The sequence below is a fragment of the [Mycobacterium] manitobense genome (genome assembly GCF_025821665.1).
GTDB classification, from domain to species: domain Bacteria; phylum Actinomycetota; class Actinomycetes; order Mycobacteriales; family Mycobacteriaceae; genus Mycobacterium; species Mycobacterium arseniciresistens.
Window position 1 is genome coordinate 1 of sequence record NZ_JACKSJ010000020.1, and the last position, 26,218, is coordinate 26,218.

The window sequence follows — 26,218 nt, forward strand, 5'->3', positions numbered from 1 at the left end:
AGCGGCCAGCGCCGCAGCCGCGGCCCTACCCGCAGCGGCCAGCGCCGCAGCCGCGGCCCTACCCGCAGCAGCCTGCGCCGGCCGACCCCACCACCGAACCCGCGCCCGCCACCCCCCGCCAGGAGGCGCCGCCTGCGCAGAATCGGCCACCGGGGCAGACCCCGCCGCCAGGGCAGACCCCGCCCGGTCAGACCCCGCCCGGTCAGAGCGACGAGCGCAAGGATCTGGCGCAGCGCATCTCCGACGAGAAGCAGCTCAGGCAGAGCGCCGACCCGTCCATTCAGCTGCTGGCCCTGCAGTTCCAGGCCACCCGCTGCGGCGACGAGGACGTCCTCGCCGGCAACGACGATCCCAACCTGCCGTTGATCACGTGCTCCACCGACGGCCAGACGGTCTACCTGCTCAACAAGTCGATCATGAGCGGCGAGCAGATCCAGGACGCCACGTCCGGCCTGGACCAGCAGCAGGGTCAGTACGTCGTCGACGTCCAGTTCAAGGACGAGGGCGCCAAGATCTGGGCCGACTTCACCGCGGCCAACGTCGGTACCCAGACCGCGTTCACCCTCGACTCACAGGTGGTCAGCGCTCCCGAGATCCGCGAGGCGATCCCGGGCGGGCGCACCCAGATCACCGGGTCGTTCACCAACGACACGGCGCGCGAACTCGCGAACGTGCTCAAGTACGGGTCGCTGCCGCTGTCGTTCGAGTCGTCGGAGGCCGAGACGGTCTCTGCCTCGCTGGGGCTGCAGTCACTGCGGGCCGGCCTGATCGCCGGCGCCGTCGGCCTGGCGGCCGTGCTGCTCTACTCGCTGCTCTACTACCGCGTGCTCGGTCTGCTCATCGCCCTGTCGCTGGTGGCCGCGGGCGCGGTGGTCTTCGCGATCCTGGTGCTGCTGGGCAGGTACATCAACTACACGCTCGACCTGGCGGGCATCGCCGGTCTGATCATCGGTATCGGCACCACGGCCGACTCGTTCGTGGTGTTCTTCGAACGCATCAAGGACGAGATCCGCGAGGGCAGGTCGTTCCGCTCGGCGGTGCCACGCGGCTGGGCGCGGGCGCGCAAGACGATCCTGTCGGGCAACGCGGTGAGCTTCCTGGCAGCCGCAGTGCTGTACTTCCTGGCCGTCGGGCAGGTGAAGGGCTTCGCGTTCACGCTCGGCCTGACCACCATCCTCGACGTCGTCGTGGTGTTCCTGGTGACGTGGCCGCTGGTGTATCTGGCCTCCAAGTCTCCGACACTGGCCAAGCCCAAGTACAACGGGCTCGGCGCGGTGCAGCAGATCGCCCGGGAACGACGCGCCGCGTCGCACGCGACCACCGGACGGGGACAGTAGATGGCGGCCATCAACCGGAACACCAAGAAGTCGTCGACCGCGGTCGAGGCGGCTCCCGTCGAAGCGGGTTCCGCCGCACCGAAACACGGCTTCTTCGTCCGGCTCTACACCGGCACCGGCGCCTTCGAGGTGATCGGGCGCCGCAAGTTGTGGTATCTGATCAGCGGCGCGATCGTGGCGGTCTGCATCCTCAGTTTCATCGTGCGGGGCTTCACCTTCGGCATCGACTTCGAGGGCGGCACCAAGGTGTCGATGCCGGTCAACGGCGTCAACGGCACCGCGACCACCACCCAGGTCGAGACCGTGTTCACCGACTCTGTCGGCAGGCCGCCCGAAACGGTGGTCGTCGTGGGCAGCGGTGACTCGGCGACGGTGCAGATCCGTTCCGAGACGCTGAGCAACGACGAGGCCGCCGACCTGCGCAGCGCGCTGTTCGAGGAGTTCCAGCCGAAGGGCGCCGACGGCCAGCCCAGCGAACAGGTGATCAGCGACTCCGCGGTGTCCGAGACGTGGGGCGGCCAGATCACCCAGAAGGCGCTGATCGCTCTCTTGGTGTTCCTGGTGCTGGCGGCCCTCTACATCGGGCTGCGCTACGAACTGTGGATGGCCGTCGCCGCCATCGTCACGCTGTTCTTCGACCTGATCGTCACGGCCGGCGTGTACTCACTGGTCGGATTCGAGGTCACGCCCGCAACGGTGATCGGCCTGCTGACGATCCTCGGTTTCTCGCTCTACGACACGGTCATCGTGTTCGACAAGGTGGAGGAGAACACCGAGGGTTTCGAGCACACGACCCGGCGCACGTTCGCCGAGCACGCCAACCTGGCGATCAACCAGACCTTCATGCGGTCGATCAACACCAGCCTGATCTCCGTGCTGCCGATCCTCGCGCTGATGGTCATCGCGGTCTGGCTGCTCGGTGTGGGCACCCTGATGGATCTCGCGCTGGTCCAGCTGGTCGGCGTCATCGTCGGCACCTACTCGTCGATCTTCTTCGCCACCCCGCTGCTGGTGACGCTGCGGGAGCGCACCGACAAGGTCCGCACGCACAACCGCCGGGTGCTGCGGCGCCGGACGGGAGCCGCCGCCAAGAGCTCGGCGGCGGCCGCCGACGCGGGCGCAGCCGACGACGACATCGACCCCGAGGTCGACGACGCCACCGAGGCCCGCGACGCGAAAGAGGCCGACCAGACCGAGACGGTCACCGCCTCGGCCGGCACCAAACCCGCTGTGGGCGCGCGACCGGTGCGCCCGACCGCCAGCAAGACCGGGCGGCCCGCGGGCAAGCGGAGCCCCCGGCGGTAGACGCCGATGGCAGCCCTCAAGCGGCGCGCCGTCGCGCTGGCGGCGGCGCTGTCGATCACCGCACTGCTGGCGCCCGCGTGTTCGGGCAGCTCGGCCGACGCCATCGACTACGCCGTCGACGGGTCGCTGAGCACGTACAACACCAACACGGTGACCGGCGCCGCGTCGGGCGGACCGCAGGCGTTCGCCCGGGTCCTCACCGGGTTCAACTACCACGGGCCCGACGGCCAGATCGTCGGCGACCACGACTTCGGCACCATCTCGGTGTTCGGCCGCACGCCGCTGGTGCTCGACTATCAGATCAGCGACAAGGCGGTCTATTCCGACGGTAAGCCGATCACCTGTGACGACCTGGTGCTGGCGTGGATCGCCCAGTCCGGCCGGTTCCCGGGCTTCGACGCCGCCAACCGGTCGGGCTACAGCGACATCGCCTCGATCGACTGCGCACCCGGCCAGAAGCGGGCCCGGGTGTCCTTCGCGCCCGACCGGGGATTCGTCGACTTCGGCCAGTTGTTCGCCGCCACCGCGCTGATGCCCTCGCACGTCCTCGCCGACGAACTCGGCGTCGACGTCACCACCGCGCTGCAGTCCGGCAACCTGCCCACCATCGACCGCATCGCGCAGGCGTGGAACACCACCTGGGACCTCCGCCCGGACGTGGACCTGAAGAAGTTCCCCTCGTCGGGTCCCTACAAGCTGGAGTCGGTGACCGGCGATGGCGCGGTGGTGCTGGTGGCCAACGACAAGTGGTGGGGCGCCAAAGCGGTTACCGGCCGGATCACGGTGTGGCCGCGCGGCGCCGACATCCAGGACCGGGTGAACGAGGGCGCTTTCGACGTGGTCGACATCGCGGCCGGGTCGTCGGGCACGCTCAATCTGCCCGAGGACTACGTCCGCAGCGACAGCCCGTCGGCGGGCATCGAGCAGCTCATCTTCGCGCCCGTGGGGCCGCTGGCCGCGCCGCCGGCACGCCGTGCGGTCGCGCTGTGCACACCCCGCGACATCATCGCCCGCAACGCCCAGCTCCCGATCGCCAATTCGCGGCTCAACCCGGCCAACGAGGACGCATTCGGCGCGACCGAGAACGTTCCGGAGGCGGCGCAGTTCACGGCGGCCAATCCGGTCGCCGCGCGGGCCGCGCTGAACAACCGGCCGCTCACGGTGCGTGTCGGCTATCAGACACCCAACGCGCGGCTGGCGGCGACCGTCGGCGCGATCGCCAAGGCGTGCGCACCGGCGGGCATCACCGTGCAGGATGCCGCCGGCGCCGCGGTAGGCCCGCTGTCCCTGCGCAACAACGACATCGACGTCCTGCTGGCGAGCACCGGCGGCGCGGCGGGCAGCGGATCGACGGGCTCGTCGGCGATGGACGCCTACGCGCTGCACACCGGCAACGGCAACAACCTGCCGCGCTACTCCAATCCGCGCATCGACGGGGTGACCGGCGCGCTGGCGGTGACGTCCGATCCCAAGGAGCTCGCCCGGCTGATCGGCGAGGGCGCACCGGTGCTGTGGGCCGACGTGCCGACGCTGCCGCTCTACCGCCAGCAGCGCACGCTGCTGACATCGGACAAGATGTATGCGGTGAGCAGTAATCCGACGCGCTGGGGCGCGGGCTGGAACATGGACCGCTGGCGGCTGTCGCAGTGACCGGCGGGCAGGAGCGACGGGGGCACCTCCCGCCCGAAGGGCAGGGGGCCGAGATCTCGCGGCTCGTCGCGACGATGATGCGCGAGGTGCCCGACTTCCCCGAGCCCGGCATCCAGTTCAAGGACCTCACGCCGCTGCTCGCCGACGCCGGCGGGCTGTCCGCGGTCGCCGACGCGCTGGCCGCCACCGCCGACGGCGCCGACCTGATCGCGGGCATCGACGCCCGCGGATTCCTGCTCGGCGCCGCGGTCGCCATCAGGCTGGGCACCGGCGTGCTGGCGGTCCGCAAGGGCGGCAAGCTGCCGCCGCCGGTGCACACCGAGACCTACCAGCTCGAATACGGCACCGCCACGCTGGAGATCCCGGCCGACGGCCTCGATCTGACCGGGCGCACCATCTGGATTATCGACGACGTGCTGGCCACCGGAGGCACCGTCGCGGCCGCGAACAAGCTGCTGATCAGCGGCGGTGCGACCGTGCTCGGCGCCGCGGTGGTGCTCGAGCTGACCGCGCTCGGTGGTCGCGAGGTGGTGGCGCCGCTCCCGGTCACCAGCTTGCACACGGTGTGAGGGATATCCTCGACACGGACGGCGACGTGGGCAGGAGGTGTGACAGTGGCTGATGACGGGTCCCTGACGCAGACCCAGCCGATGCCCGTGGTGTCACCGGAGGCCGAGCAGGCCGCGCCGCCGGAGGCCCCCAAGACGACATCGAGCGCCTCGCGGCGGGTGCGCGCCCGGCTGGCGCGCCGGATGACCGCCCAGCGCGGCACGCTCAACCCGGTGCTCGAGCCGCTCGTCGCGGTGCACCGCGAGATCCACCCGAAGGCGAACCTGCAGCTGCTGCAGCGGGCCTACGAGGTGGCCGAGGAGCGGCACGCCACCCAGTTGCGGCGCTCGGGCGACCCCTACATCACCCACCCGCTGGCGGTGGCCAACATCCTGGCCGAGCTGGGCATGGACACCACCACGCTGGTGGCCGCACTGCTGCACGACACCGTCGAGGACACCGGTTACACGCTGGACGCGCTGACCGCCGAATTCGGCAGCGAGGTCGGCCATCTCGTCGACGGGGTGACCAAGCTGGACAAGGTGGCGCTCGGCACGGCCGCCGAGGGCGAGACCATCCGCAAGATGATCATCGCGATGGCGCGCGACCCTCGGGTGCTGGTGATCAAGGTCGCCGACCGGCTGCACAACATGCGCACCATGCGGTTCCTGCCGCCCGAGAAGCAGGCGCGCAAGGCCCGCGAGACGCTCGAGGTCATCGCGCCGCTGGCGCACCGCCTCGGCATGGCGACGGTCAAGTGGGAGCTCGAGGACCTGTCGTTCGCGATCCTGCACCCGAAGAAGTACGAGGAGATCGTGCGCCTGGTCGCCGACCGGGCGCCGTCGCGCGACACCTACCTGGCGAAGGTCCGCGCCGAGATCAACGCGACACTGAGCAAGTCGAAGATCAACGCCGTGGTCGAGGGCAGGCCCAAGCACTACTGGTCGATCTACCAGAAGATGATCGTCAAGGGCCGCGACTTCGACGACATCCACGACCTGGTCGCCGTGCGGATCCTGTGCGACGAGATCCGGGACTGCTACGCCGCGGTCGGCGTGGTGCACTCGCTGTGGCAGCCGATGGCCGGCCGGTTCAAGGACTACATCGCCCAGCCCCGCTACGGCGTGTACCAGTCGCTGCACACCACCGTGGTCGGCCCCGAGGGCAAGCCGCTCGAGGTGCAGATCCGCACCCGCGACATGCACCACACCGCCGAGTACGGCATCGCCGCGCACTGGCGGTACAAGGAGTCCAAGGGCCGCAACGCGGTACCCGCCGGGCACGCCGCCGCCGAGATCGACGACATGGCCTGGATGCGCCAGCTCCTCGACTGGCAGCGGGAGGCCGCTGACCCCGGTGAGTTCCTGGAGTCGCTGCGCTACGACCTCGCGGTGCAGGAGATCTTCGTGTTCACCCCCAAGGGTGACGTGGTCACACTGCCCACCGGGTCGACGCCGGTGGACTTCGCCTACGCGGTGCACACCGAGGTCGGCCACCGGTGTATCGGTGCGCGCGTCAACGGCCGGCTGGTGGCGTTGGAGCGCACGCTCGAGAACGGCGAAGTGGTCGAGATCTTCACGTCCAAGGCGCCCAACGCCGGACCGTCCCGCGACTGGCAGAGCTTCGTGGTGTCACCACGGGCGAAGGCCAAGATCCGGCAGTGGTTCGCCAAGGAGCGCCGGGAGGAGGCGCTGGAGGCGGGCAAGGACGCCATCGCCCGCGAGGTGCGCCGCGGCGGACTTCCGTTGCAGCGCTTGATGAATGCGGAGTCGACGGCGGCGCTGGCCCGCGAGTTGCGCTATGTCGACGTCTCGGCGCTCTACACCGCGGTGGGGGAGGGCCACGTCTCGGCCCGCCACGTGGTGCAGCGCCTGCTCGCCCAGTTCGGCGGCGACGAGGCGGCCGAGGACGAACTCGCCGAGCGGTCCACACCGGCCACCATGCCGATGCGGCAGCGCAGCACCGACGACACCGGCGTCGCGGTGCCCGGCGCGCCCGGGGTGCTGACGAAGCTGGCCAAGTGCTGCACCCCGGTGCCCGGCGACAAGATCATGGGCTTCGTCACCCGCGGCGGCGGGGTGAGCGTGCACCGCACCGACTGCACCAACGCCGATTCCCTTCGGCTGCAAGCAGAACGACTCATCGACGTCGAGTGGGCGCCCTCGCCGTCATCGGTGTTCCTGGTCGCGATCCAGGTGGAGGCGCTCGATCGGCACCGGTTGCTGTCCGACGTCACCCGGGTGCTGGCCGACGAGAAGGTCAACATCCTGTCGGCGTCGGTGACCACGTCCAACGACCGGGTGGCGATCAGCCGGTTCACCTTCGAGATGGGCGACCCGAAACACCTGGGTCACCTGCTCAGTGTGGTGCGCAACGTGGAGGGCGTCTACGACGTGTACCGCGTCACGTCGGCGGCGTAGCCGGGCGGTGCGCCCCGGCTGCGGCCGGCATTGACCAGCAGCAGCACGCCGCCGATCACCAGCGCCACGACGACCACCCCTGCGGCGAGCAGACCGATCCGCCACACGATCGGACTCCCTTGCAGCGGCACGGTTTCGGTGGTCGACGACTCGAGGATCAGCGGAAAGGGCAACGCCCCGCCCTGCAGCGCCGCGGCGAGGTCGCGGGCGTCGTCCTCGGTGAAACCCCCGGTGATCTGCGTGCGTCCGCCGGGCATGGCCTCCCTGATCTCGGGTGCGCTGAGGACGGCGGTGTCGAGTGCGAAGGCGACCTGCGTGCCGATGTTGGCGGCGGTGAAGTCCGCCCAGCGCGACGTGCCGTCACCGTCGAATTCGAGGTCCACCACCCATTGGCCGCTTCCTTCGTCGAACTCGTGGCCGGCGCTCTCGATCCTCTCGCCGTCGATGATCGTCTCGTCGAGCAGGTAGACCGTCTCGCCATCGTCTGAGCAGGTGACCAGCGGCTGGTTCGGGTCGTCACGGCCCGCCAGTGCGTCGTTGTCGCCGCAGCGGGTGGCCTGGAACTGCAGCGCTAGCAGCTGGATCGACGGGTCGGCGCTCTGCCGGAGCTCTTTCTCGTCGGCCACCGCCTGCGGGCTCGGCGTCTTCGGTCTGTCGGTCGGTGCGCCCGCCGGCTGCGCTTCGATCGCGTGGATGACCGGGCGCAGATCGAGTCGGCCGGCTGCACCGATGTCGCTCCACGATTCGTCGTCGGCGCCGGGTACCGACAGGATGATCGCGTCGTCGTCAACGGTCGCCGCCGCGTCGGTGCCACCCCGGGCGGCGGCGCGGGCCTCGACGACGCCGCGGGCGCGTTCGAGCGAGTCCCCGGACGCCGACGATCCCGGGGCGGGCCGCAGCGTCAGCTCGGTGCGCTCCCCGGAGGCGGCGCCCGGCGCCCACCTGTCCCGGGTCAGCACCAGCGCGATCGCGTACCCGCAGACGACGACGGCGAGCACGGCGATCACGAGCCAACGCAATCCACGGTTCGGGGCGGCCGGCGACATCGGCTGCCACGGACCGTGACCGGCGCCGGGCGGCGGCCACGGGCTGCCCGGTGGTGGCGCCATGCTCATCGGATCGTCCCCCTCATCGCCCGCGAACCGGGTCACACCATTACACCCCGGCCGGCGGGGGTTGGGCGGCGCTGATCCGGCCACCCGGCGGGTGTCAGTCCAGTCGCGCCTGAGTGATCGTGACGTCCTGTGCCGGTGGGCCGTCGTCGGCGCCGTCGGCCACACCGTCGGCCGCGATCTCGTCGAGCGTCGCCAGACCGGTCGCGTCGACGGTGCCGAACACCGTGTAGGTCGGCGGCAGCCGGGAGTCGTCGTAGATCAGGAAGAACTGGCTGCCGTTGGTGCCGACACCGGAGTTCGCCATCGCCACCGTCCCGCGCGGATAGACCACCGCCTGCTTCAGCGCCGGATCGGACAGCCGGTACTGGTTGGTGGGGTACTCGTTCGGGAAGCGGTAGCCCGGCCCGCCCTCGCCGGTGCCCGACGGGTCGCCGCACTGCAGGATCTTCAGCACCGGCGAGTTCGTCAGCCGGTGACACGTGGTGCCGTCGAAGAAGCCCTGCTGGGCCAGGCTGGAGAAGTTGTTCACGGTGCACGGCGCCTCGGCGTTGTGCAGCGTCAGACCGATGTTGCCGCGGCTGGTCTCGATGCCTGCGCCCACCGTCGCCGGGTCGGTGGGCACCCGGCCGCTCCGCGGCGCGGCGGCCTTCTTGCTCGCCGGAGCCGGCGTCGCGGGGTACTGGCAGTTGGTGCCCAGCGGCTGTGGCGGGTCGAACGCAGGCAGTTCCTGCGCGGGTGGCGGCGGAGCGGCGGTGTAGACCGGGCCGCTCGGCCGGTTATCGATCCCCTGGGACAGCGCGACGAGGAACAGCACCATGAGCACGAGGAAGACGATGCTGAGTGCGGTCGCGACGTAGCCGACGATCAGGCCGGTGAGTGCCAGGCCGCGGCCGTCCTCCCCGGTGCGCTTGATCTGCGCCAGCGATATGTGGCCGAAGATGATGCCGAGCGGCGCGAACAGGAACGCACACACCAGCGCGGCGATCGCCATCCCGTTGGTGGAGCGGGGCGGCGGTGCGGGGTAGGGCGGATACCCGCCGTAGGGCGGCGGCGCGGTCACGTGGTGTGTGCCGGACTCAGTCGAGCAGTACCGAGGTGACCTTCACCTCGTTGGTCGGCGCGCCGTCGTCGGCTCCGCGTTCTCCGGGAACGACGCCCGCGCCGGCGATCTTGTCGAGGGTGGCCAGACCGGTCTCGTCGATCTTGCCGAACACCGTGTAGTTCGGCGGCAACTGGGAGTCGCCGTAGACCAGGAAGAACTGGCTGCCGTTGGAACCCGGCGCGCCCGTGTTGGCCATCGCCAGGGTGCCGCGCGGGTAGACCACCGGACTCTGCAGCGCCGGGTCGTCGGGCTGGAACTGGTTGGTCGGGTACTCGTTGTCGAAGCCGTAGCCCGGTCCGCCGGTGCCCTTGCCGGTCGGATCGCCGCACTGCAGCACCTTGAGGCCTTCGCTGGCGGTCAGCCGGTGGCACACCGTGTCGTTGAAGTAGCCCTGCTGCGCAAGACTGGCGAAGCTGTTGACGGTGCACGGCGCCTTGGCGTTGTCGAGCACCAGGCCGAGGTTGCCTTGATTGGTGGTCATGCTGACGCTGACCTCCGCCGGGTCGGTGGGCACCTCACCTGCGCGCGGCGGGTTGACCTTCTTGCTCGCCGGCTCCTGGGTGACCGGGTACTCGCAGCTCGAGCCCAGCCCGGCGGGTGCGGCGAACGGCGGCAGCTGGGGCAGGCCCTCTGCCGACGGCGCCGGTGCGGCCGAGGTGGTGGAGCTGCTCGGGGCGGCCGAGGCGGTGTCTGCGTCCGAGTCGTCCTTCAGGAAGAGGAAGCCGAAGACCGCGGCGCCGACGACGACCAGGACGCCGACCACCGCTCCGATGATCATGAGCTGACGGCGCCTGCGCTCCTGTTGTGCCCGCCGCTCCAGCTGTCGCTCGAGCTTGCGCTTGGCCGCTGCACGTCGTTGTTCGTTGGTGGGCACCGCCGGTAGTCCCTTCTCGCATCCGCCCGCTGTCGCGTCCGGTCGGCACCGAGTGTGCCAAAGCGAGCTGAGTGCGCGGTGAACGACCCACGGGATCGGCGTGCGCGATCGGGCATGGGAAACTCGTGGTCGTGTTGATCACCGGTTTCCCCGCGGGCATGTTGCAGTGCAACTGCTACGTGCTGGCCCCGCGGCCGGGATCGGACGCGGTGATCGTCGACCCGGGCCAGCGGGCGTTCGGCCCGTTGCGCCGCATCCTCGACGAACACCGCCTCACCCCGGCGGCGGTGCTGCTGACCCACGGCCACATCGACCACATCTGGTCGGCGCAGAAGGTCGCCGACATGTACGGCTGCCCGGCCTTCATCCATCCCGAGGACCGGTACATGCTGACCGACCCGGTGAAGGACTTCACCTCCGGCTTCCTCGGCGGTCTGGGCCGGATGGCGTTCGGCGCCGTGTTCCGCGAACCGCGGCAGGTGATCGAACTCGACGCCGACGGCGAGAAGCTCGACCTCGGCGACATGGTGGTGACCGTCGACCACACCCCGGGCCACACCCGGGGTTCGGTGGTGTTCCGGGTCGAGGGCGACGCCACCGAGGTGGCGCTCACCGGCGACACCCTGTTCCGCCGGTCGGTGGGCCGCACCGACCTGCCCGGCGGCAGTGGCCGCGACCTGCTGGGCTCGATCCTGACCAAACTGTTGGTGCTCGACGACGCCACCGTGGTACTGCCGGGCCACGGCGAGAAGTCCACGATCGGCGACGAGCGCCGCACCAACCCGTTCCTCAGAGGCTGACAACGTGACGGATCCGTCTGCTTTCCAGGCGCCCAAGGGCGTCCCGGACTACCTGCCGCCCGAGTCGGCGGGGTTCGTCGCCGTGCGCGACGGCCTGCTCGCGACGGCGCGGCGCGCCGGATACGGCGACGTGGAGCTGCCGATCTTCGAGGACACCGCGCTGTTCGCCCGCGGCGTGGGGGAGTCGACCGACGTGGTGTCCAAGGAGATGTACACCTTCGCCGACCGCGGCGACCGGTCGGTGACGCTGCGGCCCGAAGGCACCGCCGGCGTCATCCGGGCGGTCATCCAGCACCGGCTCGACCGCGGCGCGCTGCCGGTGAAGCTGTGTTACTCGGGGCCGTTCTTCCGGTACGAGCGCCCGCAGGCGGGCCGGTACCGGCAGCTGCAGCAGGTCGGCGTGGAGGCCATCGGCGTCGACGACCCCGCGCTGGACGCCGAGGTGATCGCGATCGCCGACACCGGCTTCCGGTCGCTGGGCCTCGACGGCTTCCGGCTCGAGCTGACCTCGCTGGGCGACGACACCTGCCGTCCGCAGTACCGCCAGCTGCTGCAGGAGTTCCTGTTCGAGCTCGACCTCGACGAGGAGACCAGGCGCCGCGCCGAGATCAACCCGCTGCGGGTGCTCGACGACAAGCGGCCGCACGTCCGGGAGATGACGGCCGACGCGCCGGTGATGCTCGACCACCTCTCCGAGAGCGCCAGGCAGCACTTCGAGACCGTGCAGACCCACCTGCAGGCACTCGGCGTGCCGTATGTGGTCAACCCGCGGATGGTGCGCGGTCTGGACTACTACACCAAGACCACGTTCGAGTTCGTGCACGACGGGCTCGGCGCCCAGTCGGGGATCGGCGGCGGCGGGCGCTACGACGGCCTGATGCGCCGGCTCGGCGGGCAGGACGTGTCCGGGATCGGCTTCGGGCTCGGGGTGGACCGCACGCTGCTGGCGCTGCAGGCCGAGGGCAGGCAGGTCGGACGGGCACGGGCGGTCGACGTGTTCGGAGTGCCGCTGGGGGAGCGGGCCAAACTCCGGCTCGCTGTGCTGGCCGCCGAACTGCGCGGCGCCGGGGTGAGCGTCGACCTGGCCTACGGCGACCGCGGGCTCAAGGGCGCGCTGCGCGCCGCCGACCGGTCGGGTGCGGTGCTCGCGCTGGTCGCCGGTGACCGGGACATCGATGCGGGCACCGTCGGCGTCAAGGACCTCGGCACCGGTGCGCAGGTCGACGTGCAGCTCGACGCCGTGGTCGCCGACGTCCTGACCCGCCTGGGCTGACCTACTCGTCGACCGCACACTCGGTGGACGTCACTGCCCGCCGGAGGTGGCGGCACCGATGTCGAGTGACTCACCGTCCTCGCCGCCCGCCTCCACGACGGGATCGTCGCGGTCGTCGAACTCCAGGCGCAGTGCCCGCGACATGATCGCGTGCATGACGTACATCGTCGTCGTGTAGCTGAACTCGAGGATCTCCTGGTCGGTGAACACCTCGCGCAGTTGTGCGAACAGCGTCTCGGGGACCCGGCCCTGCTGTCCGGCAAGGCAATCGGTGTAGGCCAGCAGCAGCCGCTCGGTGTGGTCGTAGCAGTCGGCGGTCTGCCAGGACGGGATGGCGGCGATCTTCTCCTCGGACAGCCCCGCCGACCGGCAGGCCTTGCAGTGCTGGGAGAAGACGAATTGGCTGCCCACCACCCAGCCGGCCCGGATCTGACCGAGCTCGCGGTGGTCGGCGCGGATGCTGACCTCTTCGCGGTACAGCCGGAACCCGCGCACGGCGTGCCGCAGGGCGGCGGGGGACTGGGCGAACACCGTCCACCAGTCGCCGGTGGTGCCGCCGACGGTGCCGGGTTCGGCCACCGGGTCGCGGTCGCCGAACATGAAGTCGTACATGTTCAGCGTGAACTGGTCGCGGACCTCCGCGCGTGGAACCTGTTTCAAGCGGGGCATTCTGGCGTCCTTTCAGCGGTCGAGGTCCCCGAGGCGATGCCCTGGTCGATGATCGCCAGCAGCGTCTTGGCGTACGCGTCGGCGTTGGCGATGATGCGCTCGGCCTCGGGGATGACCGCGATGTGCTGGCTCTCGCTGAACAACAGGGACAGTTCGGGAAAGTTCTGCAGATCGGCGACGTATGCGCCGAGCGCCCGGCGCAGCTTCTCGTCGTCGGGCGTTGTCACTCTCGGGGCGTGCGGCTGGAATTCTCGGGCCTCCGTCCTGGCCGGGTCGTCGCGTTGCCAAGGTACGCCGGAACAACCTGAGCTGACGCCCCGTTCGCGAGAATCTTCCACCCGCACCGGCCGTCGCGGTAGGGTCCGTTCACCGACCCGCCGGAGGTGCCATGTCGCTGATCGCGCTCGAGGAGCACTACGCGTGGGACCCGGCCAGCGCCGGCAACGTGGTGGACACCTGGCTGCAGACTCACGACAGCGTGGCCCACGACAGGCTGTACGACCGTGGCCCACTGCGGCTGGAGCAGATGGACGCCGCGGGCATCGACTTCCAGATCCTGTCCCTGTTCGATCCGGGCGTCCAGCAGGAGGACGACGTCGCGCGCGCCGTCGAGTTGGCGCGCCTGGCGAACGACGACCTGGCCGGCACGGTGCGTGAAAACCCGGATCGCTTCGGTGGTTTCGCCACCCTTGCGACGCAGGATCCCCGCGCCGCGGCCGATGAGCTTCGGCGATCCGTGGTCGATCTGGGGCTCGTCGGTGCCCTGGTCAACGGGCACAGTCGCGGGCGGTATCTCGACGATCCCGCCTACGAGGACCTCTTCGGCGAGGCCGAGGCGCTGGGGGTGCCGATCTACCTGCACCCCACCACGCCGCACCGGGCGGTGATGGACGCCTGGTTCGCTCCCTACGTCGACGCCGGGCTGCACCTCGCATCGTGGGGCTTCGCCGTCGAGACTGGAACACACCTGCTGCGGCTGATCTATTCGGGTCTGTTCGACAGGTTCCCAGGGCTGCAGATGATCATCGGCCACCTCGGGGAGATGCTGCCGTTCGCCGCGTACCGCACCGACCGCTACTACGGGCTCGGCGGCTCGGACTCAGCTCGCCGGCTTCAGCACCTGCCGTCGGAGTACCTGCGCCGCAACGTCTTCGTGACGACCAGCGGCAACTTCTGTCCTTCGGCGTTCGCGTGCACGCTGGAGGTGATGGGTGCCGACCGGGTGATGTTCTCGGTCGACTACCCGATGGACGACAACCGTGCCGGGGCCGAGTTCCTCGCCGCGTTCCCGATGGACGACGCCACTCGGCGCAAGGTCAGTTGCGGAAATGCGTTGCGGCTCTTCGGTTCCCGACTGCCCACACGGCTGGGCTGATCACAGCGCGAACACCTGGCCGTCCCTGGCGACGGTGACTGGACCCGTGTAGTGCTTGCCGATCGCCGCGAGCCACTGCGAATCGGGCAGATCGGTCGGGGAGTAGTGGCTCAGGACGAGGTGTCGGGCGTTCGCCGCGGCTGCGACCTCACCGACCTGCTCGGCGGAGGTGTGGGACCGCACGAGGTAATCCGGCGGAAACCTGTCGTGGTAGTACGCGTCGTCGAGGCTGAATTGTGCCTCGTGCACCAGGATGTCGGTATCACGGGCCAGTTCCACCAGGTTGTCGGACTTGGTGGTGTCACCGGAGAACGTGACGGAGACGGGCATCTTCGTCATGTCGAAGCGAAAGCCGAACGCCGGGTACACGTCGTAGTGCGAGACCAGCGTCGCGGTGACGGTCACGTTGTGGTCGGACATGACGGGGAAGGGCGCCGTTCTGGGTGACCTGTCGGTGTGACTGGAGCCCGGTGGCACCGCGATCTCGTGCACCTCGATCAGGTCTTCGATGTCGACGGTGCCCATGTCGCGGATGAAGATGTTGCTGGTGTAGGCGTAGGCCTGCAGGAGCGCCCGGCTCGTCGCCGCCAGACCCGGCGTGGGGTCGGCGGGGTTGACGGTGGCCGGCTGCGGGTCACCGACCTCGCTGGGCGGCAGGCCGCCCGCCGGCCCGGGTCCGTAGACGCGCACCGCCGCCTTGCCTTTGGCGGCGGTGTATCCGCCGGAGAGGAAGAAGCTGTAGTAGTCGACGATGTGGTCGGTGTGCAGGTGGGTGATGAACATGCTCTGCAGGTCGTCGAATCGGAAGCCCGCGTTGGTGAAGGCGTTCAGTGAGCCCAGTCCGCAGTCGATCTGGTAGACGTCGGATCCGATCTTCAGTGCCGACGAGACGCCGGTCTTGTGCGGGACGGGTGGTGGCCCCGCTTGCACACCCAGTGTGACGAGGGCGTTCTCGGGCAGCGTCTGAGCCAGTGGCGGCGCTGCCGAACCGAGGCCCGCCGAGCCGACGGCGGCACCGCCGATGACCGCCGACATCGACGCCGTGATCATGGCGCGGCGTGACAGCGCGGACAGTGGCTCCGAGCACCCGCAACCGTCGGCCATGAGCGTGATGCTAGGTCACAGCCGGGCGGCCGTGACCCGAACGTCGACAGTCGCGACCGTCGACAAGCGTTCACCGCTCGGTGTGCACGAGGGCCGTCAGCACCCCGTCGAGCTTGCCGACACTGTTGAACGGCGTGCCGCGCAGCAGATCCCGTGCACCGCCGGGAGTGACCGCCACAAGCTTCGACGCGCTCGACGTCATCTGCATCCTGCGTTCGAAGCGGACCTGGTCGAGCGGTGCGACGACTTCGCCGTCCGGGTCGAGGTACACCCGGTGTCTGCGGTCGAACACGGCCACCGGTCGCATCGTGCTCAGCGGCATCGACCGGGCCCGCTGGATGGATGCGTTGATCCAGTTCATCACCAGCAGCGACGCCACGCCGATGGCGAAGAAGACGCCGCCGATCACCAACGACCGAAGCGAGATCGTGCCCGTGACGGCCGAGAACAGCGAGACGACGCCGAAACCGCCGAAGACCAGGCTGAAGATCGTCAGGAGCAGCACCATCACCTCGGGTGGGGTGCGGCCACGGTCGATCACCAGCACCTTCGGGCCGTCCTCCGCGACCACGAATCTGCCGGCATCCGCGAGCACTGATGGTTCGGTCACGCGGAGAGTGTGCCCGCTCGACGGGCATGATCGTGCGCGGATGCCCGGATTTCGCGCGTGTCGTCCGACAAACGCCCCCCAAGCGGGGAGGTGTCCCCGGCACGCTCGCGGGTAAACCCGAGCTAGATGGCCATCGCGGCGCGTACGTCGGCCTCCGATGCCGATCCGCCGGTGCCGCTCGACGTGACCCGGCCGGCCTCCACGATGTAGTAGCGCTGCGACGACTCGAGGGCGAAACCGATGTGCTGCTCGACCAGCAGCACGCCGAGATCGCCGCGCCCGGTAAGCGCGGTGATCGCCGCCTCGATCTCGGCCACCACCGACGGCTGGATACCCTCGGTCGGCTCGTCGAGGATGAGGCAGGTGGGTGACGTGATGAGAGCACGAGCGATCGCCAACTGCTGACGCTGCCCACCGGACAGCAGACCCGCCCGCCGGGTCAGCAGTTCTCTCAGCGCGGGGAACAGGTCGAGTTGCTCGTCGATCAGTTGCCTGCCGTTCTTGCGCCCGTCCGCGACTACCTGGAGGTTTTCCGCCGTCGTCAGCTGCCCGAACGACTGCTGACCCTGCGGCACGTAGGCCAGCCCACGCGCGACCCGCGCGCTCGGCCGCAGCTTGGTGATGTCCTCACCGTTGAACACCACCTTGCCCGCCGTGCATTTCAGCAGCCCGACCACGGCGCGCAGCAGCGTCGTCTTGCCTGCACCGTTGTGGCCCATGACCGCGGCGACCCCGTCGGACGGCACCTCCAGGCTGACACCGTGGATGACCTCCGACCGGCCGTACCCGGTGCGGACGTCGATGAGTTCGAGCATCAGTCGCCAACTTCCTCGATCAGTTCGTCCGGTATGCCCTCGGCGCCCGCCGCGGCGGTGCCGAGGTACACCTCCTGGACCTTGGGGTTGGCCTGGACCTCGGCCACCGAGCCCTCGGCGATCACCTGGCCACGCGCCAGCACCGTCACCGAGGTGGCGAAGGCACGCATGAAGTCCATGTCGTGCTCGACGACCACCACGGTGCGTTCACCGCCGATGCGGCGCAGCAGGTTTCCGGTCTCCTCGCGCTCCTCGGTGCTCATCCCGGCGACCGGCTCGTCGAGCAGCAGCACGTCGGCGTTCTGCACGAGCAGCATGCCGATCTCCAGCCACTGCTTCTGTCCGTGGGCCAGCACCCCGGCCGGCTTGCCCGCCAGGTCGGCCAGGCCGATGGTCTCCAGGGCCTCCTCGATGGCCGGCAGAACGCCGGACCGCCGGCGCAGCAGCGTCCACGGTGAGCGGCCCGCGCCCGCCGCGATGTCCAGGTTCTGCAGCACCGTGAGCTGTTCGAACACGCTGGCCGTCTGGAAGGTTCTCCCGACCCCCCGCCTGGCGATCTGGTGCACCTTCTTGCCGAGCAGTTCCACCCCCGACTTGTTCACCGAACCCGAGGCGGCCACCAGGCCGGTGATGGCGTCGATCACCGTGGTCTTCCCGGCGCCGTTGGGCCCGATCAGAAATCGCAGGTCGCCTTGGAACAATGTCAGGTCGACGTCGCTGACCGCCTTGAACCCGTCGAAATCAACTGTCAGTCCACGCACTTCGAGGTATTCGGTGCCCATGCCGACGTTTCCGCCCGCCACCGGCTGCGACTGTGCCTGCGCGGTGGTCATGTCGGGGCTCCCACTCTGGTGTCGGATTCGGGCTCGTCGACCTGTTCTGCGGGCGCCGGATCCCCGGGTGGCGCTTCGGGTCTGCGCCGCCGGGAGCGCCGGGCCAGGACGCTGAGGCCGGCGAAGCCCGCCGGGAAGAAGCCGACCACGACGATGAACAGCAGGCCCTGGGCGTAGATCCACTCCGACGGAAAACGTTCGGAGAACACCGTCTGCGCCCACGCCACGCCGATCGCGCCGAGCACGGGGCCCAGCAGGGTGGTGCGGCCGCCGATCGCCACGCCGATCAGGAACGCGATCGACGGCAGGATCCCGACCTGGGACGGCGCGATGAAACCGACTATCGGGGTGAACAGAGCACCCGCGATGCTCGCGAACAGCGCCGCCACGGTGTACGCCACCACCTTGATGTTGGCCGGGTCGTAGCCCAGGAAGCGCACCCGCTCCTCACCGTCACGCACCGCCACCAGCAGTTCGCCGTAGCGGCTCTGCATCAACTGGCGGACCACGGCCACCACGACCAGCAGGGTGGCAGCAGCGATGAAGAACAGCATCCGCCGGTTCACCGGGTCGTTGAGCGTGAACCCGAAGAATGTGCGGAAGCCGCTGAGCCCGTTGCTGCCCCCGAGACTCGTCTGGCCGACGAGCAGGATGGCCAGCGCCGCCGCAAGCGCCTGCGACAGGATCGCGAAGTACGCGCCCTTGACGCGGCGCTTGAACACCCCGAGGCCGAGCGCGGCGGCGATTGCCGCGGGCACCACGACGATCGCCAGCAGAGTGAACGCCGGCGAGGCGAACGGCGCCCAGTAGGAGGGCAACTCGCGCACGCCGGCGATCTGCATGAAGTCCGGCACGTCGTCGCCGCGGATCTGCGCATCGGCGATCTTGAGGTGCATGCCCATCATGTAGCCGCCGAGGCCGAAGAACACGCCCTGGCCCAGCACGAGCATTCCGCCGCGGCCCCAGGCCAATCCGATGCCTACGGCCACGATCGCGAAGCACAGGAACTTGCCGAGCAGGCCGAGCCGGAAGTCCGAGAGCACGGCGGGGGCCAGGACGAACAGCACGAGCGCCGCGACTGCGAAGGCCGCCCACGTCTGCCACCGTCCGATGAATGTCCTCATACGAGACTCCTGGTGCGGACGGTGAACAGGCCCTGCGGGCGGACCTGCAGGAAGATGACGATGATCACGAACACGATCACCTTGGCCAGCGACGCGGTGGTGTTGTACTCGATGAACGAGTTCAGGAAGCCCAGCGCCAGCGCCGCGATCACGGTGCCCTTGATCTGACCCAGCCCGCCCACGACAACCACCAGGAACGCGTCTATCAGGAAGCTCTGCCCGATGGTGGGGCTGGTGGAGCCGATCAACGTCAGCGCGACACCGGCCACCGAGGCCAGTCCCGAACCGATGAAGAAGGTGGTGATGTCGGTCTTGCGCGAGGAGATCCCGCTCGTCTCCGCGAGGTCGCGGTTGGCCACCACCGCGCGGATGCGCCTCCCCATCGGGCTGGCCTTGAGCACGGTGGCGAGCACGGCCACACAGGCGACCGCGAGCACCAGGATGAAGATCCGCGTTCTCGGCACCACGGCGCCGAAGATCTCCACCCCACCCGACAGCCACGCCGGGCCCACCACGTTGACCGCGGGGGCGCCGAAGATGTCGCGGGCCACCTGCTGCAGGACGAGTCCGACGCCGAAGGTGACGAGCAGGGTGTCCAGTGGCCGGTGGTACATCCGCTGGATCAGCGTCACCTCGAGCAGGGCGCCCATCGCGCCGCCCACCACGAATCCGACCGCCAGCGAGATCAGCAGCGAGGCACCGGCGCTGGTGACGAGCTGCTGCACCACGTAGGCGGTATAGCAGCCCGCCATGATGAACTCGCCGTGGGCCATGTTGATGACCCCCATCTGACCGAAGGTCAGCGAGAGCCCGAGTGCCGCCAGCAACAGGATCGAGCCGAGACTCAATCCCGTTGCCAGCTGTCCGATCAGGACGTCCACAGGATCAGCTGGACAGGCCGGCGGCCCACGGATAGGACTTCAGGTACGGGTCCGGCTCGATCGGGCCCGGCGACTCCCAGATCGTGTAGATCAGCCCGTCGGGCCGGATCTCGCCGATGCGGGCGGTCTTGGTGATGTGGTGGTTCTCCCCGTCGATGGTGACCTTGCCCTCCGGTGCGTCGAAGGAGACGCCGCCCGCGTTGTCCTGAATGGCCTTGACGTCGAACGACTTCGCCTTCTCGACGGTGTTCTTCCACAGGTAGACCGACACGTAGGCGGCCTCCATCGGATCCGAGGTGGGCTTGTTCGCGCCGTAGGCCTTCTTGTAGGCCGCCACGAACGCCTTGTTCACCGGCGTGTCGATGGTCTGGTAGTAGTTCCATGCGGTGAGCTGCCCGGTGACGTTCTGCACACCGATGCCGCCGACCTCCTCCTCGGCGATCGACACCGACACCACCGGCATCGCCTGCGGGGTCAGCCCGACGTTCTTGTACTCGCGGAAGAACGCCACGTTGGAATCGCCGTTGAGCGTGTTGAACACCGCGTCCGCGTCGGCGGTGCGGACCTTGTTGACGATCGTCGAGAAGTCCGTCGAGCCGAGCGGGGTGTAGTCCTCGCCCTTGATCTCGATGCCGTTGGCGCCCGCGTAGGCCTTGATGATCCGGTTGGCGGTCTGCGGGAACACGTAGTCGCTACCGACGAGGTAGAGCGACTTGACGCCGCGCTGCTTGAGGTAGTCCAGCGCGGGGACGATCTGCTGGTTGGTGGTGGCGCCGGTGTAGAAGATGTTCTTGCTCGACTCGAGGCCCTCGTACTGCACCGGGTAGTACAGCAGTGAGTTCGCACTCTCGAAGACCGGGAGCATCGCCTTGCGGCTCGACGATGTCCAGCCACCGAACACCGCGGCCACACAGTCACTGCTGATCAGCTTCTCGGCCTTCTCGGCGAAGACAGTGGGTTCGGACGCGCCGTCCTCCCCGATGAGCTGGATCTGCTTGCCGGACACACCGCCTGCGGCGTTGATCTCGTCGACCGCCAGCTTGATGGCGTCGCGGACGGTGACCTCGGAGATGGCCATCGTGCCGGACAGCGAGTTCAGCGACCCCACCTTGATGGTGGAACCCGAGGTGTCCACGCAGGATTCGGCGCCGGCCGCCTCGGTGTCGCCGGCGCGGCTGCCGCAGCCGGCCAGCACCATCGCGGTGGCCAGCGCGATGCTTCCCGTCGCCAGGGCCGACCTGGTGATCGCAGCACGTCGAGGTAGTCGCATGAACAGCCTTTCGTCATGTCAACTGCGGTCTCACCGGATCTCTCTGCCGGGGAACACGCAGGTGGGGCACCGTGGCGGTGTCGAATCGGGACGTTAGAGCGCTGGTGTTTCTTCGAAATGTCACCGTGTGACGAACCGGTTAACCTGTTGGTCATCCTGTGTTGTGCTGTCCGACACCGGGTACCGCGCGCGGCTGTAACGGTCGGGTAGCCTGCGTCGATGTGACGGACATGCGAACAGCGACGATGCGGATCGGGGCGGCACTCGTGGTGGCGGCCGCGGGTTGTGCGGTGAGCCAGGCGACGTCGGTCGCGCAGCCGGCCGGGCAGAAGGTCACCTACACCCTCGCGGTGGCCGGGCCGGCGGACTTCACGCTGACCTACCTGACCGCTCAACCGCCCAGCATGGCCGCCTACAACGCCGACGCGTACGCCTACATCAAGCGCGACAAGCTGACGATCGCGCCGGGTGCACCGTGGGTGTTCGAGACGTCGCTCGAGGATCCGCAGTGGGCATTCCTCCAGGTGAGCAGCGCCACCCGCGGCGGCGTCGCGGCGCCCAACGCGCACTGCGAGGTCACCGCCGACGGCCAGATCATCGTCGCGCAGGACCACCCCTACAGCCCGCAGTGCTTCGGGACGCAGTGGTAGCGCGGTAGCCGCCCAGCCCGCGAAGACGCACCCAGGCCTGCCCGCCCGGCGGTCACCGTTTCGGGCACCGGGTCACGGGTACCCCGGCCCGATGAACTCTCCCGTCCCGGCCACCGACGTCACGATCGAGGTCGACGGCCGAACGCACACCGTGCGGATCGACAACCGTGTCACGCTGCTCGACCTGCTGCGTGAACACCTGCACGTCACATCGCCGAAGAAGGGGTGTGATCACGGGCAGTGCGGATCGTGCACCGTGCTGCTCGACGGCCGCCGGGCGATCAGCTGCCTGACGTTCGCCGTCGCGCAGGATGGCACGCGGGTGACCACGGCCGCGGGACTGCCGGAGGGGGACGCGCTGCACGAGATGCAGGAGGCGTTCGTCGAACAGGACGCGTTCCAGTGCGGGTACTGCACGCCGGGTCAGATCTGCTCGGCGGTGGCCATGCTCGACGAGGTGAAGGCCGGCCAACCCAGTTTCGTCACCGAGAACCTGGAGGCCGACCCGGAGCTCACCGACGAGGAGATCCGTGAGCGCATGAGCGGAAACCTCTGCCGCTGTGCGGCGTACCCCAACATCGTCGCCGCGATCCGGCAGGCGGCGAACCCGTGATCCCATTCACCTACCAGCTCGCCGACAGCGCCGAAGACGCCGTACGGACTCTCGCCGGGCGCAGCGATGCGGTCTTCCTCGGCGGCGGGACCAATCTCGTTGACCACATGAAACTCGGTCTGGTGGCGCCGAAGCTGGTGGTCGACATCAGCCGTCTGCCGCTGACCGGCATCACCCCGACAGCCGACGGCGGGCTGCGCATCGGCGCGAACGAGCGCAACACCGAGGTGGCCGTGGACCCCGTCGTCCGCAGCCGGTACCCGGCGCTGGCACGCGCGACGCTGTCCGGTGCGACCGGGCAGTTGCGCAACCTCGCCACGACCGGCGGAAATCTGCTGCAGCGCACGCGGTGTGTGTACTTCCAGGACGTCACGACGCCGTGCAACAAGAGGGAGCCGGGCACCGGCTGCTCCGCGCTCGGCGGCTACGTGCGCTATCACGCCATCCTCGGCGCATCCGAACACTGTGTGGCGGTGCATCCGTCCGACATGGCGGTGGCGCTGGCGGCATTGGACGCCGTCGTGGTGGCGCTCGATCGGGACGGTGAGCACCGCATCCCGGTCACCGACTTCTACCGGATGCCCGGCGACCACCCCGAGCGCGACACCGTGCTGCCCGACGGCGCGCTGATCACCGCTGTCGAACTGCCGCCGCCACCCGAGCGGGCGCGGTCGGAGTACCGCAAGGTGCGTGACCGGGCGTCCTACGCGTTCGCGCTGACCTCGGTGGCGGCCGAGTTGGTGGTCGACGACGGAATCGTGAGCTCGGCGCGGATCGCGCTGGGAGGAGTGGCGCACGGGCCGTGGCGCGCCCGGGTCGCCGAACGATCCCTGATCGGCGCGGCGGCCACCGAGGCGAACTACGCTCGCGCAGCGGCCGCCGAGCTCGAGCAAGCGAAACCCTTACAGGGCAACGAGTTCAAGATCGGACTCACCCGCGGCGCGATCACGGCGACACTGCTGGCGCTGGGGGGCGAGGGCGCATGACCGCCATGGACATCAACGCCATCGGCACACCGGTGCGCCGTCTCGACGGGCGTGCGAAGGTCACCGGCACCGCGCCGTATGCGTTCGAACATGCGGTGGCGCAGCCGCTGTACCTGCATCCGGTGCAGGCCACGGTGGCCCGTGGCCGGGTGACCGCCATGGACGTCGACGCGGCCCGCGACCTGCCCGGTGTGATCGACGTGCTGACCGTTTTCGACGCGCCTGCGCTGGCCGACGACTCCGACGGCGAACTGTCGATACTGCAGGGCACCGAGGTGCACTTCCGCGGCCAATTCATCGGCGGCGTCGTCGCGGAGACCGCGGAGACGGCACGACAGGCCGCGGGTCTGATCGGCGTCCGCTACGACATCGACGACCATCGCACCGAACTGCGCGTCGACGATCCGGAGCTTTACACGCCCGAGAAGGTCAACCCGTCGCACCCGCCCGACACCGTGGAGGGTGACGTGGCCGCTGCGCTGGCTGTCGCCGACCATGTCGTCGACCAGTGGTACTCGACGCCGATCGAGCACAACAATCCGATGGAACCGCACGCCTGCATCGCGATCTGGGAGAACGGCCCGCGCGTGACGCTCTACGACTCGATCCAGGGCGCGCACGCGGCGCGAAAGACCCTCGCCCCGCTGTTCGGGCTGGAACCCGAACAGATGCGGGTGATCTCACCGCACGTGGGCGGCGGCTTCGGCTCCAAGGGATCGCCGCATGCGCACGAGGTGCTGGCGCTGCTGGCCGCCCAGCGCACCGACGGCCGGCCCGTGAAGCTGGCCGTCACCCGTCAGCAGATGTTCTCCCTCGTCGGGTACCGCACACCGACGCACCAGCGGATCCGCCTCGGCGCCGACCGGGACGGCCGGCTCACTGCCGTTTCCCACGATGCGGTCGAGCTGACCTCTGCGGTGAAGGAGTACGCCGAGCAGACCGCCATCGTCTCCCGGATGATGTACGCCTCGCCGAACCGCGGTACGTCGCACCGGCTGGCCGCACTCGACGTTCCGGTGCCCTTCTGGATGAGGGCGCCGGGCGAGTGCCCGGGCATGTTCGCGGCGGAGGTCGCCATCGACGAACTGGCCGCGGCCGTCGGCATGGACCCGATCGAACTGCGTGTCCGCAACGAACCCGACGTCGACCCCGAGGACGGTAAGCCGTGGTCGGGCCGGCACCTGGTCGAGTGTCTGTGGCGCGGCGCCGACGAATTCGGTTGGGCGCAGCGCGATCCGGCACCGCGGGCGACGCTGTCGGGGGAGTGGTGGGTGGGCACCGGGGTGGCCGCGGCGGTGTACCCCGCGATGATGATGCCCGGCAACTCCGCCCGGATCTCCTACGCCGGGCCGGATCGCTACGCCGTGGCGATCGGCGCCGCCGATATCGGCACGGGCACCTGGACCACGTTGACCCAGATCGCGGCGGACGCCCTCGGTTGCCCGCTCGCCTCCGTCGAGTTGCAGATCGGCGACACCGACCTGCCCGAGGCGTCGGTGGCCGGCGGCTCGTCGGGCATCAACTCCTGGGGACGCGCGATCGTCACCGCCGTGCGCGCCTTCCGTGAGCAGCACGGCGACGCGCCTGCGGTCGGTGCAGAGGTCACCGCTGAAGCACCGGACAACCCGGAATCCGAGGAGTACAGCATGTACTCCTTCGGTGCGCACTTCGTCGAGGCGCGGGTCAACCGGTTCACCGGCGAGATCCGGGTGTCGAGGATGCTCGGGATGTTCTCGGTGGGACGGGCGATCAACCCGGCGACGCTGCGTTCGCAACTGATCGGCGGCATGACGATGGGGCTGTCGATGGCGCTGCACGAGGAGAGCGTGCGCGATCACCGCTTCGGCCATGTGGTCACCCAGGATCTGGCGACCTATCACATCAGCGCGCACGCCGACGTTCCGGCGATCGAGGCGCGCTGGCTCGACGAGGTCGACGAGCACGTGAATCCGATGGGCTCGCGGGGTGCCGGGGAGATCGGCATCGTCGGCGCGGCCGCCGCCGTCGTCAACGCCGTGTACCACGCGACCGGTGTGCGGGTCCGCGACCTGCCGGTGATGTGCGACGCGCTACTTGACATCTGATCGAACGGCGTCCGCGAGCAGGACCGCTGCGCGGATTTCGCGGGCAAGATCGGCGGGCGCTTCGACATGTGCCAGGTGACCCTGCCCCGCGAGCCGGACGACGTTCGCTTGGGGTAACGCTTCGGCGAAGCGGGCGAATGCGGTGCCGTAGGGCGCGTTTCCGTCGTTGCGGGCGCCGAGGATCAGCGTCACCGGCAGGTCCAGTTCCCGGTATCTGTCCAGCGTCGGCCGGTGCGCGTTGATCGCGGCGAGCTCGTCGGCCAGCGGCGCGGCGAGGGGGCGGAGCACCGCCCACACCGGGCTGCGCCGAAGTTGCGCGACGTACTCGTCGTTGAATCCTGACACGTCGGTGTTGACCAGTGCGACAGCACGGTCGAGGTCCCCGGCGGCCACCGCATCGTGCAGCGGCGCAACCACCTCCGGTGCGAACGGCCGCCCGACGGGTTCGTAGGCGATGAGCGATCGAACCCGATCACACCCGAGTGCGGTCTCCAGCGCGATCAGCGCGCCGTAGCTCCACCCGAAGAGATGGACGTCACCGAGTGTGTCGATGACGTGGCGCAGATCCTCGACCTCGACTCCCACCGAGTACCCGGCTCCCAGCGGACCGCTGGGAGCCCGCCCGCGGCGGTTGAGGGTGACGACCGGATTCGGGAGGTCGATCGCCTCCACCACGGGTCGCCATGTGGAGGCGTCGGCCATCACTCCCGGGACGATGAGAACGGGTGTGCCAGTGCCGGGTCGGCTCTCGGCGCTCAGGGTCGTCCCCACGCGACGTA

Annotated in this window: 25 protein-coding genes; 12 read left to right on the forward strand and 13 right to left on the reverse strand. The window is 69.4% G+C overall.

The features are described from left to right. The 5 genes from secD to H7I41_RS02170 all read left to right on the forward strand — a co-directional run. On the forward strand, nucleotides 1–1,337 hold a 1,337-nt coding region (gene secD / locus H7I41_RS02150; protein WP_264010912.1), incomplete at its 5' end, for a protein translocase subunit SecD. Next, the gene (secF, locus tag H7I41_RS02155) at nucleotides 1,338–2,642 is read left to right on the forward strand and encodes a protein translocase subunit SecF (protein WP_264010913.1); all 1,305 of its coding nucleotides are present in this window, start codon (nucleotides 1,338–1,340) and stop codon (nucleotides 2,640–2,642) included. Nucleotides 2,643–2,648: 6 nt separating this feature from the next. Next, nucleotides 2,649–4,292, forward strand: coding sequence for an ABC transporter substrate-binding protein (locus tag H7I41_RS02160; RefSeq protein WP_264010914.1), 1,644 nt, complete (start codon nucleotides 2,649–2,651; stop codon nucleotides 4,290–4,292). A gap of 53 nt (nucleotides 4,293–4,345) precedes the next feature. Beyond that, nucleotides 4,346–4,861 carry an adenine phosphoribosyltransferase gene (locus H7I41_RS02165; RefSeq protein ID WP_372503646.1) on the forward strand — a complete coding sequence of 172 codons (516 nt, stop codon included), beginning with the start codon at nucleotides 4,346–4,348 and terminating at the stop codon, nucleotides 4,859–4,861. An 81-nt stretch (nucleotides 4,862–4,942) separates the two neighbouring features. Continuing rightward, nucleotides 4,943–7,261 (forward strand): RelA/SpoT family protein, encoded by a 2,319-nt coding sequence (locus H7I41_RS02170; protein WP_264010962.1) that lies wholly within the window; start codon nucleotides 4,943–4,945, stop codon nucleotides 7,259–7,261. Here H7I41_RS02170 and H7I41_RS02175 read toward each other — a convergent pair. From H7I41_RS02175 to H7I41_RS02185, 3 genes are read right to left on the reverse strand one after another with little or no spacing between them, the layout of a single operon-like run. Continuing rightward, nucleotides 7,228–8,412 carry a preprotein translocase subunit SecD gene (locus H7I41_RS02175; protein ID WP_264010916.1) on the reverse strand — a complete coding sequence of 395 codons (1,185 nt, stop codon included), beginning with the start codon at nucleotides 8,410–8,412 and terminating at the stop codon, nucleotides 7,228–7,230. The two genes, H7I41_RS02170 and H7I41_RS02175, sit on opposite strands and share 34 nt — an antisense overlap. Nucleotides 8,413–8,470: 58 nt before the next feature. After that, nucleotides 8,471–9,436, reverse strand: a complete 966-nt coding sequence (locus tag H7I41_RS02180) for a peptidylprolyl isomerase (protein ID WP_372503644.1) — start codon at nucleotides 9,434–9,436, stop codon at nucleotides 8,471–8,473. Nucleotides 9,437–9,452: 16 nt separating this feature from the next. Beyond that, the gene (locus H7I41_RS02185) at nucleotides 9,453–10,352 is read right to left on the reverse strand and encodes a peptidylprolyl isomerase (RefSeq protein ID WP_264010917.1); all 900 of its coding nucleotides are present in this window, start codon (nucleotides 10,350–10,352) and stop codon (nucleotides 9,453–9,455) included. A 131-nt stretch (nucleotides 10,353–10,483) separates the two neighbouring features. Between H7I41_RS02185 and H7I41_RS02190 the strand changes: the two genes are divergently transcribed. Together H7I41_RS02190 and hisS are read left to right on the forward strand one after the other, a co-directional pair. Further along, the gene (locus H7I41_RS02190; protein ID WP_264010918.1) at nucleotides 10,484–11,152 is read left to right on the forward strand and encodes an MBL fold metallo-hydrolase; all 669 of its coding nucleotides are present in this window, start codon (nucleotides 10,484–10,486) and stop codon (nucleotides 11,150–11,152) included. 4 nt (nucleotides 11,153–11,156) lie between these two features. Further along, nucleotides 11,157–12,425 carry a histidine--tRNA ligase gene (hisS, locus tag H7I41_RS02195; RefSeq protein WP_264010919.1) on the forward strand — a complete coding sequence of 423 codons (1,269 nt, stop codon included), beginning with the start codon at nucleotides 11,157–11,159 and terminating at the stop codon, nucleotides 12,423–12,425. A gap of 30 nt (nucleotides 12,426–12,455) precedes the next feature. Here the strand turns inward: hisS and H7I41_RS02200 are convergent, their stop codons facing one another. Both H7I41_RS02200 and H7I41_RS02205 read right to left on the reverse strand, forming a co-directional pair. Further along, nucleotides 12,456–13,094, reverse strand: a complete 639-nt coding sequence (locus H7I41_RS02200; RefSeq protein ID WP_264010920.1) for a carboxymuconolactone decarboxylase family protein — start codon at nucleotides 13,092–13,094, stop codon at nucleotides 12,456–12,458. After that, the gene (locus H7I41_RS02205) at nucleotides 13,082–13,321 is read right to left on the reverse strand and encodes a hypothetical protein (RefSeq protein WP_264010921.1); all 240 of its coding nucleotides are present in this window, start codon (nucleotides 13,319–13,321) and stop codon (nucleotides 13,082–13,084) included. The genes H7I41_RS02200 and H7I41_RS02205 overlap by 13 nt, the downstream gene beginning before the upstream one ends. A gap of 161 nt (nucleotides 13,322–13,482) precedes the next feature. On the opposite strand from H7I41_RS02205, the gene H7I41_RS02210 reads away from it, so the two are divergent. Then, nucleotides 13,483–14,469 carry an amidohydrolase family protein gene (locus tag H7I41_RS02210; protein WP_264010922.1) on the forward strand — a complete coding sequence of 329 codons (987 nt, stop codon included), beginning with the start codon at nucleotides 13,483–13,485 and terminating at the stop codon, nucleotides 14,467–14,469. On the opposite strand, the gene H7I41_RS02215 is transcribed toward H7I41_RS02210, so the two are convergent. The 7 genes from H7I41_RS02215 to urtA all read right to left on the reverse strand — a co-directional run bounded on the left by H7I41_RS02215 (nucleotide 14,470) and on the right by urtA (nucleotide 21,106). Next, entirely contained in the window at nucleotides 14,470–15,573 is a 1,104-nt protein-coding gene (locus H7I41_RS02215) for an MBL fold metallo-hydrolase (RefSeq protein ID WP_264010923.1), read from the reverse strand. It lies immediately after the preceding gene. 70 nt (nucleotides 15,574–15,643) lie between these two features. Then, on the reverse strand, nucleotides 15,644–16,183 hold the full coding sequence (locus H7I41_RS02220; RefSeq protein ID WP_264010924.1) for a hypothetical protein: 540 nt from the start codon (nucleotides 16,181–16,183) through the stop codon (nucleotides 15,644–15,646). 122 nt (nucleotides 16,184–16,305) lie between these two features. Next, nucleotides 16,306–16,998 (reverse strand): urea ABC transporter ATP-binding subunit UrtE, encoded by a 693-nt coding sequence (gene urtE / locus H7I41_RS02225; RefSeq protein WP_264010925.1) that lies wholly within the window; start codon nucleotides 16,996–16,998, stop codon nucleotides 16,306–16,308. Further along, nucleotides 16,998–17,831: an urea ABC transporter ATP-binding protein UrtD gene (gene urtD / locus H7I41_RS02230; protein WP_264010926.1), complete on the reverse strand. Its 834-nt coding sequence runs from the start codon at nucleotides 17,829–17,831 to the stop codon at nucleotides 16,998–17,000. The genes urtE and urtD overlap by 1 nt, the downstream gene beginning before the upstream one ends. After that, nucleotides 17,828–18,955 carry an urea ABC transporter permease subunit UrtC gene (gene urtC, locus H7I41_RS02235; RefSeq protein ID WP_264010927.1) on the reverse strand — a complete coding sequence of 376 codons (1,128 nt, stop codon included), beginning with the start codon at nucleotides 18,953–18,955 and terminating at the stop codon, nucleotides 17,828–17,830. The genes urtD and urtC overlap by 4 nt, the downstream gene beginning before the upstream one ends. Beyond that, on the reverse strand, nucleotides 18,952–19,836 hold the full coding sequence (gene urtB, locus H7I41_RS02240) for an urea ABC transporter permease subunit UrtB (protein ID WP_264010928.1): 885 nt from the start codon (nucleotides 19,834–19,836) through the stop codon (nucleotides 18,952–18,954). Before urtB ends, urtC begins: the two co-directional genes overlap by 4 nt. A gap of 4 nt (nucleotides 19,837–19,840) precedes the next feature. Next, nucleotides 19,841–21,106: an urea ABC transporter substrate-binding protein gene (urtA, locus tag H7I41_RS02245; protein WP_264010929.1), complete on the reverse strand. Its 1,266-nt coding sequence runs from the start codon at nucleotides 21,104–21,106 to the stop codon at nucleotides 19,841–19,843. Nucleotides 21,107–21,336: 230 nt separating this feature from the next. Here urtA and H7I41_RS02250 point away from each other — a divergent pair, with 230 nt between their 5' ends. The 4 genes from H7I41_RS02250 to H7I41_RS02265 all read left to right on the forward strand — a co-directional run bounded on the left by H7I41_RS02250 (nucleotide 21,337) and on the right by H7I41_RS02265 (nucleotide 25,439). Beyond that, the gene (locus H7I41_RS02250; protein WP_264010930.1) at nucleotides 21,337–21,756 is read left to right on the forward strand and encodes an Rv2576c family protein; all 420 of its coding nucleotides are present in this window, start codon (nucleotides 21,337–21,339) and stop codon (nucleotides 21,754–21,756) included. 91 nt (nucleotides 21,757–21,847) lie between these two features. Then, nucleotides 21,848–22,369 (forward strand): 2Fe-2S iron-sulfur cluster-binding protein, encoded by a 522-nt coding sequence (locus tag H7I41_RS02255; protein ID WP_264010931.1) that lies wholly within the window; start codon nucleotides 21,848–21,850, stop codon nucleotides 22,367–22,369. Further along, nucleotides 22,366–23,355, forward strand: a complete 990-nt coding sequence (locus tag H7I41_RS02260) for an FAD binding domain-containing protein (RefSeq protein ID WP_264010932.1) — start codon at nucleotides 22,366–22,368, stop codon at nucleotides 23,353–23,355. The genes H7I41_RS02255 and H7I41_RS02260 overlap by 4 nt, the downstream gene beginning before the upstream one ends. Further along, nucleotides 23,352–25,439 (forward strand): xanthine dehydrogenase family protein molybdopterin-binding subunit, encoded by a 2,088-nt coding sequence (locus H7I41_RS02265; RefSeq protein ID WP_264010933.1) that lies wholly within the window; start codon nucleotides 23,352–23,354, stop codon nucleotides 25,437–25,439. The genes H7I41_RS02260 and H7I41_RS02265 overlap by 4 nt, the downstream gene beginning before the upstream one ends. Here the strand turns inward: H7I41_RS02265 and H7I41_RS02270 are convergent. Beyond that, nucleotides 25,425–26,210 (reverse strand): alpha/beta fold hydrolase, encoded by a 786-nt coding sequence (locus H7I41_RS02270; protein ID WP_264010934.1) that lies wholly within the window; start codon nucleotides 26,208–26,210, stop codon nucleotides 25,425–25,427. The two genes, H7I41_RS02265 and H7I41_RS02270, sit on opposite strands and share 15 nt — an antisense overlap. Nucleotides 26,211–26,218 lie beyond the last annotated feature (8 nt).